This window comes from Kitasatospora sp. NPDC059408 (assembly GCF_042751525.1).
Taxonomy (GTDB): Bacteria; Actinomycetota; Actinomycetes; order Streptomycetales; family Streptomycetaceae; genus Kitasatospora.
Genome location: NZ_JBHYWI010000012.1, coordinates 14,652 through 30,423 on the forward strand (window position 1 = coordinate 14,652; position 15,772 = coordinate 30,423).

12 protein-coding genes and 2 pseudogenes are annotated in these 15,772 nt (G+C 72.4%); 6 read left to right on the plus strand and 8 right to left on the minus strand.

Annotated features, from left to right (window positions below):
• The first annotated feature begins 2 nt into the window (after positions 1–2).
• Genes ACFXDE_RS10730 through ACFXDE_RS10740 form a run of 3 tightly spaced genes read left to right on the plus strand, consistent with a single transcriptional unit; the run spans position 3 to position 3,531 of the window.
• Entirely contained in the window at positions 3–1,328 is a 1,326-nt protein-coding gene (locus tag ACFXDE_RS10730) for an ABC transporter substrate-binding protein (protein ID WP_380492909.1), read from the plus strand.
• A gap of 5 nt (positions 1,329–1,333) precedes the next feature.
• Complete coding sequence (locus ACFXDE_RS10735) at positions 1,334–2,647, plus strand: carbohydrate ABC transporter permease (RefSeq protein WP_380492911.1); 1,314 nt, start codon at positions 1,334–1,336, stop codon at positions 2,645–2,647.
• Complete coding sequence (locus ACFXDE_RS10740; protein WP_380492913.1) at positions 2,644–3,531, plus strand: carbohydrate ABC transporter permease; 888 nt, start codon at positions 2,644–2,646, stop codon at positions 3,529–3,531. The genes ACFXDE_RS10735 and ACFXDE_RS10740 overlap by 4 nt, the downstream gene beginning before the upstream one ends.
• Positions 3,532–3,547: 16 nt before the next feature.
• On the opposite strand, the gene ACFXDE_RS10745 is transcribed toward ACFXDE_RS10740, so the two are convergent.
• From ACFXDE_RS10745 to ACFXDE_RS10755, 3 genes are all read right to left on the minus strand, one after another.
• Complete coding sequence (locus ACFXDE_RS10745) at positions 3,548–5,152, minus strand: cation acetate symporter (RefSeq protein ID WP_380492915.1); 1,605 nt, start codon at positions 5,150–5,152, stop codon at positions 3,548–3,550.
• The gene (locus ACFXDE_RS10750; protein ID WP_380492917.1) at positions 5,149–5,505 is read right to left on the minus strand and encodes a DUF485 domain-containing protein; all 357 of its coding nucleotides are present in this window, start codon (positions 5,503–5,505) and stop codon (positions 5,149–5,151) included. The genes ACFXDE_RS10745 and ACFXDE_RS10750 overlap by 4 nt, the downstream gene beginning before the upstream one ends.
• Before the next feature lie 209 nt (positions 5,506–5,714).
• Complete coding sequence (locus ACFXDE_RS10755; protein ID WP_380492919.1) at positions 5,715–6,950, minus strand: PucR family transcriptional regulator; 1,236 nt, start codon at positions 6,948–6,950, stop codon at positions 5,715–5,717.
• Between the two features lie 239 nt (positions 6,951–7,189).
• Between ACFXDE_RS10755 and ACFXDE_RS10760 the strand changes: the two genes are divergently transcribed.
• A complete protein-coding gene (locus ACFXDE_RS10760) occupies positions 7,190–7,693 on the plus strand; it encodes a metallophosphoesterase family protein (RefSeq protein ID WP_380493103.1) in 504 nt (167 codons plus the stop codon).
• Between the two features lie 9 nt (positions 7,694–7,702).
• Here the strand turns inward: ACFXDE_RS10760 and ACFXDE_RS10765 are convergent, their stop codons facing one another.
• From ACFXDE_RS10765 to ACFXDE_RS10785, 5 genes and pseudogenes are all read right to left on the minus strand, one after another.
• Entirely contained in the window at positions 7,703–8,143 is a 441-nt protein-coding gene (locus ACFXDE_RS10765; protein WP_380492921.1) for a PPOX class F420-dependent oxidoreductase, read from the minus strand.
• A gap of 43 nt (positions 8,144–8,186) precedes the next feature.
• Complete coding sequence (locus ACFXDE_RS10770; RefSeq protein WP_380492923.1) at positions 8,187–9,803, minus strand: cytochrome bc complex cytochrome b subunit; 1,617 nt, start codon at positions 9,801–9,803, stop codon at positions 8,187–8,189.
• Between the two features lie 147 nt (positions 9,804–9,950).
• A complete protein-coding gene (locus tag ACFXDE_RS10775; RefSeq protein ID WP_380492925.1) occupies positions 9,951–10,628 on the minus strand; it encodes a TetR/AcrR family transcriptional regulator in 678 nt (225 codons plus the stop codon).
• 160 nt (positions 10,629–10,788) lie between these two features.
• Positions 10,789–11,742: pseudogene (locus ACFXDE_RS10780) on the minus strand (chitinase); the annotation flags it as partial.
• Between the two features lie 267 nt (positions 11,743–12,009).
• Positions 12,010–12,540, minus strand: a pseudogene (locus ACFXDE_RS10785) (carbohydrate binding domain-containing protein); the annotation flags it as partial.
• Positions 12,541–12,829: 289 nt separating this feature from the next.
• Here ACFXDE_RS10785 and ACFXDE_RS10790 point away from each other — a divergent pair.
• Together ACFXDE_RS10790 and ACFXDE_RS10795 are read left to right on the plus strand one after the other, a co-directional pair.
• The gene (locus tag ACFXDE_RS10790; RefSeq protein WP_380492927.1) at positions 12,830–13,594 is read left to right on the plus strand and encodes a VOC family protein; all 765 of its coding nucleotides are present in this window, start codon (positions 12,830–12,832) and stop codon (positions 13,592–13,594) included.
• A 445-nt stretch (positions 13,595–14,039) separates the two neighbouring features.
• Positions 14,040–15,749, plus strand: a complete 1,710-nt coding sequence (locus ACFXDE_RS10795) for an FAD/NAD(P)-binding protein (RefSeq protein ID WP_380493105.1) — start codon at positions 14,040–14,042, stop codon at positions 15,747–15,749.
• Positions 15,750–15,772 lie beyond the last annotated feature (23 nt).

Consider the following 15,772-nt stretch of genomic DNA (forward strand, 5'->3'; position numbering starts at 1 on the left):
CGATGAGACTCCGCAGCATCCTCCCCACCCTGGCCACCACCGTCGTCCTCGCGGCCACCACGACCGCCTGCGGCAGCGGCGGCGGCTCCGGGTCCGGCTCCGCCACCCAGGAGCTCAAGGGCCAGAGCCTGACCGTCGCCGCCGTCTGGAGCGGCACCGAGCAGGAGAACTTCAAGAAGGTCCTGGACGCCTTCACCGCGAAGACCGGCGCCAGCGTCAGCTACACGTCCACCGGCGACAACCTCTCCACCGTCGTCGGCAGCAAGATCGAGGGCGGCGACCCGATGGACGTCGTCATGGTCGCCCAGCCCGGCGTCGTCAAGCAGTTCGCCGACAAGGGCTGGCTCGCGCCGCTCCCGCCCGCCGTCACCGAGGCCGCGAAGAAGAACTACGCGAGCATCTGGTCCACGCTCGGCACCGTCAACGGCACCCAGTACGGCCTCTACTTCAAGGCCGCCGACAAGTCGACCGTCTGGTACAGCCCCACCGCCTTCCAGAACGCCGGCGTCCAGCCCCCGGCCACCTTCGACGACCTGCTCAAGGCCGGCCGCACCCTCTCCGACTCCGGCACCCCGGCCTTCTCCGTCGCCGGCCAGGCCGGCTGGCCGCTCACCGACTGGTTCGAGAACGTCTACCTCTCCCAGGCCGGGCCCGAGCTCTACGACAAGCTCGCCCGGCACGAGATCCCGTGGACCGACCCGTCCGTCGTCAAGGCCCTCACCACGCTCGGCAAGGTCTTCGGCGACCGGCAGCTCGTCGCGGGCGGCGGCCAGGGCGCGCTGCAGACCGACTTCCCCACCTCCGTCCAGCAGGTCTTCGGGCCGCAGCCCAAGGCCGCCATGACCTACGAGGGCGACTTCGTCGGCGGGGTCATCGCCTCCGAGCTCAAGAAGCAGGTCGGCACCGACGCGAAGGTGTTCCCCTTCCCCGCCGTCGACGGCGGCAAGGCGCCGGTGATGGGCGCGGGCGACGCGGCCGTCGTCCTCAAGGGCGCCAAGCACGCCGAGGCCGCGCAGAAGTTCGTCGAGTTCCTGGCCGGCCCGGAGGCCGCCGCCGTCTGGGCCAAGGCCGGCGGGTTCATCTCGCCCAACAAGGCGGTCGACCCGGCCGTCTACCCCGACGACACCACCCGCCAGTTCGCCAAGTCCGTGATCGACGCCGGGGACGCCTTCCGCTTCGACATGTCCGACCAGGCCCCCGCCGCGTTCGGCGGCACGGCCGGCCAGGGCGAGTGGAAGGACCTCCAGGACTTCCTCGCCGACCCCTCCGACGTCCAGGGCGCCGCCGCCAAGCTCGAAGCGGACGCCGCCAAGGCGTACAAGGGCTGATCCACATGTCTCTGCGTCCCACCCGCGGGGACCGGGCATCCGGTGGCGCCCTGCGGCGCCACCGGGGCCTCGCCCTGCTGTTCGTCCTCCCCGCGCTGCTGCTGCTCGGCGCCCTCGTCGTCTACCCCATCGGCTACTCGGTGGCCCGCAGCCTCTTCGACGCCTCCGGCCACCGCTTCGTCGGGCTCGACAACTACGGCGCCGCCTTCAGCGACCACGCGACCCTCACCGCCGTGCGCAACAACGCGATCTGGGTCGCCGTCGCGCCGGCCCTGGTCACCGCGATCGGCCTGGTGTTCGCCGTGCTGACCGAGAAGGTCCGCTGGGCCACCGCCTTCAAGCTGCTCGTCTTCATGCCGATGGCGATCTCCTTCCTCGCCGCCGGGATCATCTTCCGCACCGTCTACGACGCCGACCCGCACCGCGGCGTCCTCAACGCCGCCGCCGTCGCCGTCCACGACACCTTCACGGACCAGCCCTCCTACCCGGGCGCCCGGCCGCGCCCCGGCACCGGCCTCGACCAGGCCCAGGGCGGCGACGTCACCGCACCGGCCGCCACCCGCGCCGTCCTGCTGCCACTGGTCGGCGTGCAGCCCGGCGCCGTCCCGGCCGCCGCCCAGGCGGCCCGGCAGCCGACCGGCGGCGACGGCGTCAGCGGCACCGCGTTCCTCGACTTCGTCCCGGGCGGTGGCGGCCGTCCCGGCCGGCTGGACCCCGGGAAGAAGGGCCTGCCCGGCCTCAAGGTCCAGCTCCGTGACGGCGGACGGACGATCGCCACCACGACCACGGCCGCCGACGGCACCTTCCAGTTCGCCGCGGCCCCCTCCGCCACCCTCACGGTGGTGCTGCCCGCCGCCGACTTCGCCGCCCCCTACCGCGGCGTCGACTGGCTCGGACCCGCCCTCGTCACCCCCGCCATCATCGGCGCCTACACCTGGATCTGGGCCGGCTTCGCCATGGTGATCATCGCCGGGGGCCTCGCCAACCTGCCCCGCGAGACCATCGAGGCGGCCCGGATCGACGGCGCCGGCGAATGGCAGATCTTCCGCCGCGTCACCGTGCCCCAACTCGCCCCGGTGCTCGGCGTCGTGTTCGTCACGATGGTCATCAACGTGATGAAGATCTTCGACCTCGTCTACATCATCGCGCCCGGACCGGTGCAGCAGGACGCCGACGTGCTCGCGCTCCGGCTCTACCTGGTCTCCTTCGGCGGCGGCAACGACCAGGGCCTCGGCAGCGCGCTCAGCGTCCTGCTGCTCCTGCTCGTCGTCCCCGTGATGCTCCTCAACGTCCGCCGCTTCCGCGGGAGTCACACATGACCACCACCTCTCCCGGCCCCGGCGGGCGGCCCTCCGTGCCACTCGCCGGCCGGCTCGCCGCCCTCACGCGCAGCGGACTCGTCCAGGCCGTGCTGATCGTCGCCGCCGTGGCCTGGCTGGTGCCCACCGTCGGCCTGCTCGTATCCTCCCTGCGGCCCAAGCAGGCCGCCGCCAACGGCGGTTGGTGGACGGCCCTCACCAAGCCCGCCGAACTCACGCTGCAGAACTACTCGGCGTTGCTCGGCGGGGGCGACGTGCCCAAGGCCCTGTGGAACACCGTGCTGATCAGCGTCCCGGCCACCCTGCTCACCGTCGCCCTCGCCGCCGGCGCCGGGTACGCCTTCGCGTGGATGCGCTTCCCCGGGCGGGACGCGGTCTTCGTCGGCGTCGTCGGGCTGCTGGTCGTCCCCGTGCAGGTCGGGCTCATCCCGGTCGCGAAACTGGAGGGCGCCGTCGGGCTGTTCGGCACCATCCCCGGCGTCGTGCTGTTCCACGTCGGCTACGGGCTGCCGTTCGCCGTCTTCCTGATGCGCAACCACTTCCTCGACATCCCGGCCGAACTCCTCGAAGCGGCCCGGATCGACGGCTGCGGCGAATGGCGGATCTTCCGCACCCTCGCGCTGCCGCTCGCCGCGCCGGCCGTCGCCTCGCTGTGCATCTTCCAGTTCCTCTGGGTGTGGAACGACATGCTCGTCGCGCTCATCTTCGCGGGCAACGACGCGCAGCCGCTCACCGTCTACCTGCAGTCCCAGATGCGGCAGTTCGGCAGCAACATGGACATCCTCGCGCCGGGCGCCTTCCTGTCGCTGCTGGTGCCCGTGGTGGTGTTCCTCTGCTTCCAGCGGTTTTTCGTCCAGGGGGCGATGGCGGGGTCGGTGAAGTGACGCGTGCCCGCGGGCGTCACTCGGCGTCCGCGCCGAGCAGCGTCCGCGTCTGCACCTCGTGGAACTCGGGCTCGCCGTCCCCGCGCCGGCTCCGGACGGTGGCCGCCCAGCCGAGCAGGAAGGCGGCCGGCACCGAGACCACCCCGGGCATCTGCAACGGGAACCAGTGGAAGTCGACGTTCGGGAACAGCGCGTCCGGCGCGCCGGAGACCGTCGGCGAGAACAGTTGCAGCCCCACGGAGGTGAGCAGTCCGCCGTACACCGTCCACAGCAGTCCGGTGCGGTTGTAGCGGCTCCAGAACAGGCTGTAGACGAGGGCGGGCAGGACGGCCGACGCGGCGACCGTCACCGCCAGGGAGGACAGGAACTGGAGGTTGTAGCCCTGCGCGGCGACCGCGAGGGCGATCCCGACCGCGCCGACGGCCCCCACCGACCACCGCACCGCGCGCACCTCCGCGACCTGCGTCATCCGGCCCCGGCGCACCGCGCAGGCGGCCACGTCGTGGGCGAGCGCGGCCGCCGCCGCGAGCGTGATGCCCGCGACCACCGCCAGCACGGTGACGAACACCGCGCACGCGACGGCGGTGAACAGCGCGCCGCCCGCCGTCGTGCCCGTGCCGCCCTGCAGGTTGCCCGCGAGCAGCAGCAGGGCGGCCTGCCCGTTCGGGTCGACCGCCGAGATGAGCCGGCCGCCGAGCAGCGCGACGGCGCCCAGCCCGAGCACCACGACGGCCAGGCAGAACGCGCCGACCATGCCCACCGCGTGCCGGGTCGAGCGCCGGGCGGCGGCCCCGGTCGGCGAGGCGTTCACCCGCATGATCATGTGGGGCATGCAGGACGCGCCGAGGACCACGGTGAGGTGCAGGCCGACGAAGTTCAGCCAGCCCTCGGCGGAGTCGCCGAACCGCAGGCCCGGACGCAGGTAGGCGTCCGCCCGTCCGCTCCCCTTCGCGGCGGCGGCGAGCAGCGCGTCGACGTCCCAGTGGAAGCGCGCGAGCACCGACAGCACGACCACGAGGACGGTGCCGAGGGTCAGCACGACCTTGACGATCTGGACCAGGCTGGTGCCCTTCATGCCGCCGAGCACCGTGTAGCAGACCATCAGCATGCCGACCAGCACGGTGCAGAACTGCTGCACGCCGCTGTGGGTGAGCCCGAGCATGAGCGCGGTGGCCGTGCCCGCGCTGGAGAGCTGCACGACCAGGAACGGCAGCGAGACGGCGAGCGTCACCACGGCCGCGGCGATCCTCGGCGCGGCGCCGTCCGCGCGCAGGGCGAGGACGTCGCCGAGGGTGTAGCGGCCGGCGTTGCGCAGCGGCTGGGCGAGCAGGAGCAGGACGCCCAGCGAGAGGGCGGTGCTGAGGGCGAGGGTGATCCCGTCGTAGCCGTTCACCGCGACGATCCCGGTGGTGCCGAGCAGGGTGGCGGCCGAGATGTAGTCGCCGGAGAGGGCGAGGCCGTTCTGGAACGGTGTCAGCGTGCGGTTGGCGGTGTAGAAGTCGGCCGTCTCGTCGCCCTCCGGGCCGACCAGCACGCACAGCAGCAGCGTCACGCCGACGAAGACCAGGAAGGCGATGAGCACCATCGTCTGGGTACCGGCGCCCGGGGTGGCGGGGTTCATCGGGCCTCCGTCCGGTGGCCCGCGCGCAGGCGCTCGGCCTCCGCGTCGCACCGCGCGGCCGCGCGGCGGTCGAAGCGGGCGGCCGTCCACAGCAGCAGGGTGCCCTGCACGACGCCGAGCAGCATGCCCACGGTGAACTGCCCGAGCACCTTCGTCCCCAGCAACCCGCCGGCGGTGCACGCGAGCACCACCGTGAGCGCGAGGGGCACGCCGTTGAGCGCCGCGAAGCCGCGGGTGATCCGCAGGGTGCGGCGGCGCAGGACGGCCAGTTCCCGGGGGCTGACGGCCGGACGCGCGCCGGGCGGCGGGGTGCCGGCCGACCGGTGGCCGAAGAGTGAGGGCGACGAGGGCATGAGGGTGGTCCTTGCGTCCTTGCGTCGGTGTGTGGGCGGGCGGGCTTCTCTGCTGGTCGGCTGCGGGCGGGTTTCTCTGCAGACGGGCTGCGCGTAGTCCTCCATGATGGGGGCGCACCGGCGGGGTGACTCCTGTGCCGAACACAGAGTTCCGGGTCGGGAGTTGTCACGGATCACAAGGCGGATCACCGAGCAGGTCGCAAGGCGGATCACAGGGCGGCGTGCTCCAGCCGCCGGGTGTCCAGGGCGGCGAGCGCGGCGCTGAGCTTGATGCGGTCGCCGTGCTCGGCGGGGTTCAGGCCGGTCAGGGCGGCGATGCGGCGGATGCGGTAGTCGACCGTGTTCGGGTGGACGTGCTGCTGCGCGGCGACCTCGCGGCGGTTGAGGTTGCTCTGGAGGTAGAGCCGCAGGGTCGGCAGCAGGTCGGGCTTGTCGGCGATCGGGACGAGCAGCTCGGCGAGGTGGTCGCGGGCCGCGCCCGGGCGGGTGAGCTGGTGCTCGATGAGCAGGTCGTCCAGCAGGTAGGCGCCGGGCGGGCGCTGGAAGACGACGGCGGTGTCGCGCACCTCGGTCGCCAGGCGGACGGCGTCCGGCACCCGGTCGGGTGTGCAGATCGCGGCCCCGGCGGTGAGCGGCGCCCGCGCGGCGCGGCCGAGGTCCTCCATCGCGGCGGCCAGCCAGGGGCGGTGGTCGGCCTCCGGCTCGGTGCGGGGCAGCAGGGCGACGCCCTCGGTGGCGGTCAGCTGGGCGAGGACGGGTCGGCCGGTGCGCCGGTCGAGTTCGGCGCGGATCCGCCGGATCTTCCGACGGGCGGCGACGGCGGTGTCGACGTCCTCGCGCAGCTCGTCGCGGTGTGTGCCGATCGCCAGCGCGAGCACCAGGTAGGCGGGCGGCAGGGCGGTGCCGCTGTGGCGGGCCGCGGTGTGGATGTCGGTGCCGGTGAGCAGCGCCGACAGCATCGTGTGCCGGGCCGCGTCGCTCTCGCCGGCCTGCGCCTGGCGCTCCTCCAGGTACCCGGCGGTGACCTCGGAGACGGTGACCCGCAGGCCGGTGAGCAGCGTCCGGTAGGCGATGCCCACCTCGGCGGGCGGCAGGTAGCGGGCCAGGAAGTCGACGCACACCTGCGCGCCCAGGTAGTAGGCGTCGACCACGGCCTCGATCGGCACGCCCTCCTCCGCCCGGCGGGCGGCCGAGGCGCGCTGGTAGGCCCGCCACTTCGGCTCCAGCGGCCGGCCCGTGCGCAGCGACTGGGCGATGCCGCGGATGCTCTGCTCGGTGACCCGGCTGACGTCGTGCTCCAACTGCTCGGCGGGCAGCCGCCCGTACACCGGTTGCTCGGCCAGCAGCCGCGCGGTTATCTCCGCCTTCAGCCGCGGCAGGTCGGCCAGCAGCCCCTCCGCCATGACCTCCCCGGTCGCCGGGTCACACGCGCTGTCATCCGTCACAACCACGCCTTCCGCTCGCCCGTCACGCACACCCTCCCCCGCACCGGCGGGAGTTGGCCGACCTGCATGCTAGGCGCGCGGCCGGACATCGGACCGTGTGACGCGTGGCACGGTCACGAAATCGGCACTCTCGGAGGCGGCGAGTGCCGCTCCGGGCGGGCCGGCGCCATGACCCGTCACAATGCGTACCGCCCGCTTCGGCGGCGTCCGGGGATCCGTGCGCCATGCTGGAGGCCGTGCTGCGACTCCTGATGACCTCGGACACCCACCTGCCCACGCGTGCCCGCCGGCTGCCGCCGGTGCTCCTCGACGCCATGGCGGACGCGGACGTCGTCTTCCACGCCGGCGACTGGGTGGACACGGACACGCTCGACCTCTTCGAGGCCCGCTCCGCCCGGTTGGTCGCCGTGCACGGCAACAACGACGGGGCCGCGCTGCGCGCGCGGCTGCCCGAGGTCGCCCGGATCGAGCTGCAGGGCGTGCGCTTCGCCGTCGTCCACGAGACCGGGCCCGCCAAGGGCCGCGAGGAGCGGTGCGAGGCCCGTTTCCCGGACGCCGACGTGCTGGTCTTCGGGCACAGCCACATCCCGTGGGACAGCTCCGCCCCGGGCGGCCTGCGGCTGCTCAACCCCGGCTCCCCGACGGACCGGCGGCGGCAGCCCACGACCACGTACCTGACCGCTCTCGTGGGCGACGGCCGGTTGAGCGAGGTGCACCTGCACGACGTCCCGCACCCTGTCTGAGGCGATGCCTCAGTTCGGACAGTACGTCGTCGGCAGCTGCCACTCCGGCCCGACCAGCCGCCGCTCCAGCTCGTCGATCGTGATCCGGATGCCGACCGTCCCCGCGAGTCCGACCCGGAAGCGGCTGCGGGCCAGCACGAGCAAGGCCGTCAGGCCGTACTTGTTGATCAGCGAGGTGCGGTAGCGCGCGGTGGAGTCCGCGTCACAGACCCGCGCGCGGGCGGGGATCCGGCGGCCGGTCGGGCGCCCGTGGGCGTCGCAGGGGCCGACCAGCACCCTGGGGTGGCGCCGGATCCGCTCGGCCGCGCCCGAGTGGGCCGGCGTCCAGACCCCGAGGGCCGGGCCGTCGGCGACCACCCAGATCTGCGACTCCAGGCGGCTGCCGTCGTCGCCGAACGTGGTGAGCAGGAGATACCTGCTGTCGGAGAGCTGCTCGGTACGGTCGTGCACGATGTCCTCCCGCGGGCCTCTAGCGCGACGGGCCGGGGCCGGGTCAGTGGCTGTGGCCGTGGCTGCTGGTGATCTCGTGGTGCTCCTCGGCGGTGGGCTTGGGGATCTGGCTGCCCTCGCCGTAGAAGCCGCGGGACAGCTTGGCCCGGGTGCGGGCGAGGATGCCGGCCTTGCGGGCCACGCCGTTCTCGTCCGTCCGGACCGGCAGCCCGACCGGCCGGTTCTGCTCATGCGCGGTGAGCCGGTGCAGTTCCGTGGGCGTGAGCCCGGCGTGCACCTCGACGAACTCGCCGTGCGGCAGGCGCTTGATGACGCCGGTCTCGCGGCCGTGCAGCACCTTCTCCCGGTCCCGTCGCTGGAGGCCGAGGCACCAGCGCTTGGTGATGATGAACACCGCCACCGGGAGGACGAAGAAGCCGATGCGCACCGCGTAGGTGATCGCGTTCAGGGACAGGTGCAGGTGGGTCGCGATCAGGTCGTTGCCGCCGCCCGCGAGCATCACCAGGTAGACGCTGATCCAGGCGGCGCCGAGCGCGGTGCGGACGGGCGCGTTGCGCGGCCGGTCCAGCAGGTGGTGCTCCCGCCGGTCGTTCGTCACCCACCCCTCGACGAACGGGTAGACCGCGATCGCGCCCAGGACCAGCGGGAAGAGCGTGAACGGGACGAGCACTCCGAGGTTGAGGGTGTGCCCCCAGAGCCCGACCTCCCAGCCGGGCATGACGCGGATCAGGCCCTCGGCGAAGCCCATGTACCAGTCCGGCTGGGCGTCGGTGGACACCTGGTCGGGCCGGTAGGGGCCGTACGACCAGATCGGGTTGATCGTGGCGACCGCCGACATCAGCGCGATGATGCCGAACACCAGGAAGAAGAAGCCACCGGCCTTGGCCATGTAGACCGGCATCAGCGGCATGCCGACGACGTTCTTCTCGGTCCTGCCGGGGCCCGCCCACTGGGTGTGCTTGTGGTAGAAGACCAGGATCAGGTGCGCCACCAGCAGGCCGAGCATGATGCCCGGGATCAGCAGCACGTGGATCGTGAAGAACCGCGGCACGATGTCGTGGCCGGGGAACTCCCCGCCGAACAGGAACATCTGGATGTACGTGCCCACCACCGGCACGGCCAGCAGCACGCCCTCGATGAAGCGGATGCCGGTGCCCGACAGCAGGTCGTCCGGGAGCGAGTAGCCGAAGAAGCCGTCCAGCATGCCGAGGAAGAGCAGCAGGAAGCCGAAGACCCAGTTGATCTCACGCGGCTTGCGGAACGCGCCGGTGAAGAACACCCGCATCATGTGCACGAACATGGCCGCCACGAACACCAGGGCCGCCCAGTGGTGGATCTGACGGATCAGCAGACCGCCGCGGACCTCGAAGCTGATGTTCACGGTCGACGCGTACGCCTCGGACATGCCGATGCCCTTGAGGGGCACGTACGAGCCGTTGTAGACGACCTCGGCCATCGACGGCTTGAAGAACAGCGTCAGGTACACGCCCGTCAGGATGATGATGACGAACGAGTAGAGGCAGATCTCGCCCAGCATGAAGGACCAGTGGTCCGGGAAGATCTTGCGCAGGTTGGCCCTGGCCAGGGTGTAGATCCCCAGCCGGCCGTCCGCCCAGTCGGCCGCCCGCTGCCCACGCCCCGGGCTCTGATTCCGCGTCATGTCCACGCACCTCGGTCGAAAGTGAAACGGGGATAGCTCCCCGCATCAAGCCGAGGCCACGATAACCGGGGAGTGATCCCCGGTTCCAGGCGGGGTGGGCATGATCACAACGGTCGGCCACCCCGCCTGCGGACGGAGTGGCGCCCCTCACGCCTCCCAGAGGCGGTAGAAGGTGTCCTCCAGGTGCTCCGAGCCGACCGGCGCACCGGGCAGCGCGTGCGTCGCGCCGGCCGGACGGAAGGCGTCGAGCAGGAGGGCGAGCGGCCGGCGCCAGCCGTCCGGGTGCTGCTCAGTCAGGGCGGGCATGGCGCGCACCAGCGGGCCCATGAGGATCAGCAGGTCCATGGTGGTCACGTCGGTGCGCACCGTGTGCTGCTCCTGGGCGCGGGCGACCAGGGTGGCGACCGTCGCGGCGTTGCTCTCGGAGAGCTCGGCGAGGAAGCGGGAGTCGCGGGCGGTCGCGGTGACCAGGTCGTTGAGGCCGCGGTCGCCGGCGACCAGGGTGAAGATCCGCTCGAAGTAGCCGTGCAGCGCCCGCCAGCCGTCCGGCTCCGCGAGGGCGTCGGCGGCGGCCCGGTCGAACACGGTGCGCGTGTCGGCGAAGATCTCCTCGATCAGGGCCTCGCGCGTGGGGAAGTGCCGGTAGAGGGTGGCGTTGCCGACGCCCGCGGCCTTGGCGATGCGGTCCAGCGGCACGTTCAGGCCCTCCCGGGCGAACAGCTTGCGGGCGGCGGCGGCCAGGATCTCGCGGTTGCGGGCGGCGTCCCGGCGGCGGGAGGCGGCCGGCACCGGGCCGGCGGGAGAGTCGTTCGGGGTGGCGGGCATGACGGCGGCCTCGGTGATCGTCGCGGGCGGGCGGAAGGCGGGACAACGGGAGGAAACGGGCGCCCATCAGCCTAACCGGGCCACAGCGCCGGCCCGGGTGCCACCGACGACGCCCGCGCCCCGGGCCGTGGTGGCCCGGGGCGCGGGGGTCAGTGGAGAGTCAACGGCCCTGGAGGGACTTGACGTTGTCGCCGAAGGTCCAGCCCTTCGAGCCGTCCCAGTTGAGGGACCACGTCATGAGGCCCTTCAGGGAGCCGCCGAAGGCGTTCCAGGACTGGCCGACGAGGCCCGGGTCCATGTAGCCGCCGCCCGCACCCGGCTGGGCGGGGAGGCCGGGGACCTGCTTGTCGTAGGGGACCTTGACCGTGGTGCCCTGGATGGTCAGGCCGTTGTTCAGGCAGGTCGTCTGGGCGGTGAAGCCCTGGACGGTGCCGGCCTGGTAGGAGTCGCCGGAGCAGCCGTACATGCTGCCGTTGTAGTACTGCATGTTGAGCCACCACAACCGGCCGTTGTCGGCGTACTTCTTGACGATCGGCAAGTAGGCGCCCCAGATCGAGCCGTAGGTGACGCTGCCGCCGGTGACGTACGCGGTCTCGGGGGCCATCGTCAGGCCGAAGCCGGCGGGCATCTGGGCGAGCACGCCGTCGATGATGCGCTCCAGGTTGGCCTGGGAGGCGGAGAGCGTGTTGATGTCGCCGCCACCGGACAGGCCGGTCTCGATGTCGATGTCGATCCCGTCGAAGTTGTACTTCTTGAGGATCGGGACGACGGTCGCCACGAAGCGGTCGGCGACGGTGCCGGAGCTCAGGTCGATGCCCGCGGCCGCACCGCCGATGGACATCAGGATCGTCGCCCCGGCCGCCTTGGCCTGGCACATCTCGGCGGGGGTCGCGACCTTGACGTTGGTGTCCATGCCGTCCTGCCACTGGACGGTGCCGTCCGAGAGGATCACCGGGAAGGCGGCGTTGATGACGTTGTAGCCGTGGGCGGCGATCCGGCTGTCGGTGATGGGCACCCAGCCCATGCCGGGGTGGACGCCGTTCGCGGCGCCGTCCCAGTTCTCCCAGTAGCCCTGGAGGACCTTGCCGGACGGCTTGGGCTTCGTCGGGCAGGTGTCGCCGGGCGGCGGGGTGGTGGGCGGGGCGCTCGTGGGCGGCGCGCTCGTGGGCGGCGGGGTGGTCGGCGGCGCGCTCGTGGGCGGCGCGCTCGTGGGCGGCGGGGTGGTCGGCGGCGCGCTCGTGGGCGGCGCGGACGTGGGCGGCGCGGACGTGGGCGGCGCGCTGGTCGGCGTCGTGGCGGTGGGCGACGGGCTGCTGCCGCCGGGGCCGGTGAGCGACACGTCGTCCGCGTAGTACGCGGGCTGCCCGTACCAGCCGTGCAGGTAGACCGTCACCGAGGTGGTGCCGGGCCCGGTGGTGAAGCCGACGCTGAGCTGGCCGTAGGACGCGTTGCCCGGCGTCCAGGTGGACGGGTCGCTGCCGCCGGTGCCGGTGGCGCCCAGGTAGACGTAGCTGCCCTGGACGTAGGCGCTCAGCGTGTACTGGGAGTTGGGCTGCACGCTGACGGTCTGGCTGCACTGGGCGGTGTCCTGGCCGGTCGGCGTGGCCTGGAGCGCGGCGGCGCCGGAGTGGACCGGGCTGCCGACGGTCGTCCCGGAGCCGCCGGTGCAGGTCCAGCCGGAGAGGCCGTTCTCGAAGCCGGGGTTGGCCACCAGGTTGGTGGTGGCGGCCCCGGCGGTGACGGCGCCGACCGCGGCGAGGCCGGCGCCGATGACGGCGGCGGCGCTCACCCCGGCGAGGGACCGCCTCAGGAGGGTCGGCCCGTGCTCGGCGCGGCTCGTGCGGTTCACCTGGGGTGCGCGTGCCACGACCGCGCGCTGCGGGCGTGGGCCGTGCGGCCTCCGATGGAACATGCGGTGCTCCCTTCCCGCCGAGCGTCATGGGCATGACCGACGCGTGGGGGTGTGACGCCCGGCTCTGGGTGAGGTGGGGGGACATGTGGGGCTGTGCCGGTCCGGATCGTAGGAGGGGCGGCAAAGCCCGTCAATAGGTCTGGACCACTTGCGGAGCGGTCCGGCCGAACACGCCCCGGACACCGGCCGAATGATCCCGGGACTTCGCGGTCGGCTGCCCGTTATCCGAGGAATGACCCGATATGGTCGGTCTGCCCCGACCCCGACTCGAAAGGCTCCCGCGTTGAAGGTGACCGAGATCATCCCCGGCTCCCCCTGCTGGGCACAGCTGAGCGTCAAGGACATGGACGGCGCCAAGCGGTTCTACGGGGAACTGTTCGGCTGGACCGCCGAGACCGACCCGGACCCCCAGTACGGCGGCTACACGACCTTCTCCCTCGGCGGCTCCCCCGCCGCGGGCGCCGCCCCGCTGATGAACCCCCAGCAGCCGGTGATGTGGCTGCTGTCGTTCGCCACCACCGACACCGACGCCACCTGCGAGACCGCCAAGGCCGCGGGCGCGCAGGTGTGGATGGGCCCGATGGAGATCGGCGACCTCGGCCGTTGGGCGCTGCTCAGCGACCCGACCGGCGCCCCGTTCGCGGTCTGGCGGGCCCGGGCCTTCCAGGGCTTCGGCGTGGTGAACGAGCCGAACGCCTTCGGCTGGGCGGACCTGTCCACCAGGGACCGCAACGCCGCCGTGGACTTCTACAAGTCCGCCTTCGACTGGCAGGTCTGGCCGAACGACGTCTACCCGATGGTCGGACTGGCCGGCGAGATGTTCGGCGGGGTGATGGAGATGGGCGACCAGTTCCCGCCCGAGATCCCGTCCCACTGGATCCCGCACTTCCTCGTCGCCGACGTGGACGCGTCCGCGGCGACGGCGGGCCGCCTCGGGGCCGAGGTCCTGCACGGGCCCGTCGACGTGGAGATGGAGAACGGCCCGAGGATCGCGGTGATCCGCGACCCGCAGGGCGCCGCCTTCGGCGTCTTCGCGCCCCGCACCGGCGGCTGATCACGCCGCTGCGGCCGTCGAACCACCCCGTGCAGGCCCCGGCTGTCGGACAGCCGGGGCCTGCGCGTTCCCGCAGCCGTTGCGGCCGCGCTTCGACGACGCCGGTCGTACGTTCACAAATCATCGGCCCCAAGGGCACATTTTCCTCACTTGCCGTCAGGACGGCGCTCCGGTTGAATAAATTCCGTTGAACCGGACTTCGTGCGCGACCCGTTGAGCATTGAGGGGACGCGCTCCGCCCGTCCGACGGCCATTCGAGGCCGGCCCGCCCGTGCCCGCACCGCTGCACGGAAGTCACCGAAAATCACCTGGAGTTCGTCGCCATGACGCTTCATTCCCTCTCCCGCCACGCCGACTGCCAGGTCAGACCTCAACAGTCCCCGCGCAATGACCGATTCTTAACCCTGGGGTTACTGTGACTTCAAAGCACGTCTCCATTGCCATCGTGGGCGGCGGCCCGCGCGGACTCAGCATTCTGGAGCGGATCTGCGGAATACCACAGATCCCCTGGGAAAGCCTGTCGATCCATCTGATCGACCCGAATCACCCGGGTTCAGGGACTCATTACCCGAGCCAGCCGAACCACCTGCTCATGAACACCATCGCCGGCCAGGTCACGGTGTTCCGCACCGGTGACTCCAGCGCTCCCGGGCAGCCGGCCTCCGGCCCCGGCCTGGCCGAATGGGCCGGCGTCCCCGAGAACACCTACCTGCCGCGCGGCGTCCTCGGCCGCTACCTGGCCCACTCCTACCGGCTCCTGCGCCGACAAGCGCCCGACACGATCAGAGTCCACGAGCACCGGGCGACCGCGCACACGCTGCGGGCCCTGCGGGACCGGTCCTGGGTCCTCAACCTGTCGGACGGCGCGATCGTCGCCGCGGACTTCGTCTTCCTCACCACCGGCCACGGGACGAACCACCCGACGGAGGAGGACCAGGCGGTCCAGCAGTTCGTCGCCGACCACCACCGGGCCAACCCCCGGCTGCGGTACGTCCGCAACTGCTACCCGCTGCAGAAACTCGACACCATCGAAGCCGGCGCGCGCGTCGCGGTGCGCGGCATGGGGCTGTCGGCGATCGACGCGGTCGCCAGTCTGACCGTCGGCCGCGGCGGACGGTTCGTCACGGGGGCGGACGGGGAGCCCGTCTACCGTCCGAGCGGCGACGAACCCCGGATCCACGTCTACTCGCGCAGCGGCCGGGTCTTCTCTCCCCGGGCCGTCAACCAGAAGACCCCGGCGGACGCGCACCGGCCCTCGGTCCTGACGGCGGACGAGCTGCGGAACCTGCGCCGGACCCACGGTCAGCTCGACTTCGAGAGCCACCTGCTCCCCCTGCTGCGGGCCGAACTGCGAGCGGCCGCCGAAGCCGTGGGAGGACCGGCGGACCTCCCGGAGGTCGACTCCCTGCTCCGCCGCCCCGAGCCGGGCCCGCCCAGAACGCTCGGCGCGTACCAGTCGGACCTCGTCGACTTCCTCGCGACGGACGAGCGCCGCGCCGCCGAGGGGAACCTGAAGAACCCGGTCAAGGCCGCCGCCGACGCCCTGCGCGACCTGCGTGACGAGCTCCGGCTGGCCGTCGAGCACCGGGGGCTGACCCCGGCCTCGCACCAGCGGTTCTGCCAGGTGTACGCCCCGATGCTGAACGCCGTGGCGGCCGGGCCGCCCGCCTCCAGGTCGCGCGAGTGGCGCGCCCTGTTCGCCGCCGGGGTCCTGCACCTCGGCGCGGGCCCCGGGGCGACGGCCCGACTCGATCCGGAGAGCGCCGAGTTCGTCCTCGACAGCCCCCGGCAGTCCTCGCCGCCCACCCGCTTCGACGTGCTCGTCGGGGCGAGCGTCGACCCGTTCCTGCCCGAGCACGACACCTCGCCGCTGACGCGGTCGCTGCTGTCCGCCGGCCATGCCCGTCCCTTCGCGAACGGCTGGTTCCGGCCGGGCGGCTTCGACGTCGACACCGCCGGACGGCTGATCGACGCGGAGGGCTCGGTCGTGCCGAACATCTGCGCGCTCGGCCACATCACCGAAGGCGCGCACTACTTCACCAACATGCTGCCGGCCCCCGGCGTCGACTCCCGGATCACCGCGGACGCCGCCGCGGCCGTCCAGGCCATGGTCGACCACCTGCTCGCGCCGCAGCGGTCCCCGCAGCAGGCCTGACGGCCGGGACCCTTCCTCAAGAC

Excerpts from the sequence above, each read along its gene's own strand:
- ACFXDE_RS10775 (WP_380492925.1), bottom strand. The coding sequence starts at position 10,628 with ATGCCCGCCACCCCGAACGACTCTCCCGCCGGCCCGGTGCCGGCCGCC.
- ACFXDE_RS10745 (WP_380492915.1), bottom strand. The coding sequence starts at position 5,152 with ATGAACCCCGCCACCCCGGGCGCCGGTACCCAGACGATGGTGCTCATC.
- ACFXDE_RS10750 (WP_380492917.1), bottom strand. The coding sequence starts at position 5,505 with ATGCCCTCGTCGCCCTCACTCTTCGGCCACCGGTCGGCCGGCACCCCG.
- ACFXDE_RS10730 (WP_380492909.1), top strand. The coding sequence starts at position 3 with ATGAGACTCCGCAGCATCCTCCCCACCCTGGCCACCACCGTCGTCCTC.
- ACFXDE_RS10735 (WP_380492911.1), top strand. The coding sequence starts at position 1,334 with ATGTCTCTGCGTCCCACCCGCGGGGACCGGGCATCCGGTGGCGCCCTG.
- ACFXDE_RS10770 (WP_380492923.1), bottom strand. The coding sequence starts at position 9,803 with ATGACGCGGAATCAGAGCCCGGGGCGTGGGCAGCGGGCGGCCGACTGG.
- ACFXDE_RS10740 (WP_380492913.1), top strand. The coding sequence starts at position 2,644 with ATGACCACCACCTCTCCCGGCCCCGGCGGGCGGCCCTCCGTGCCACTC.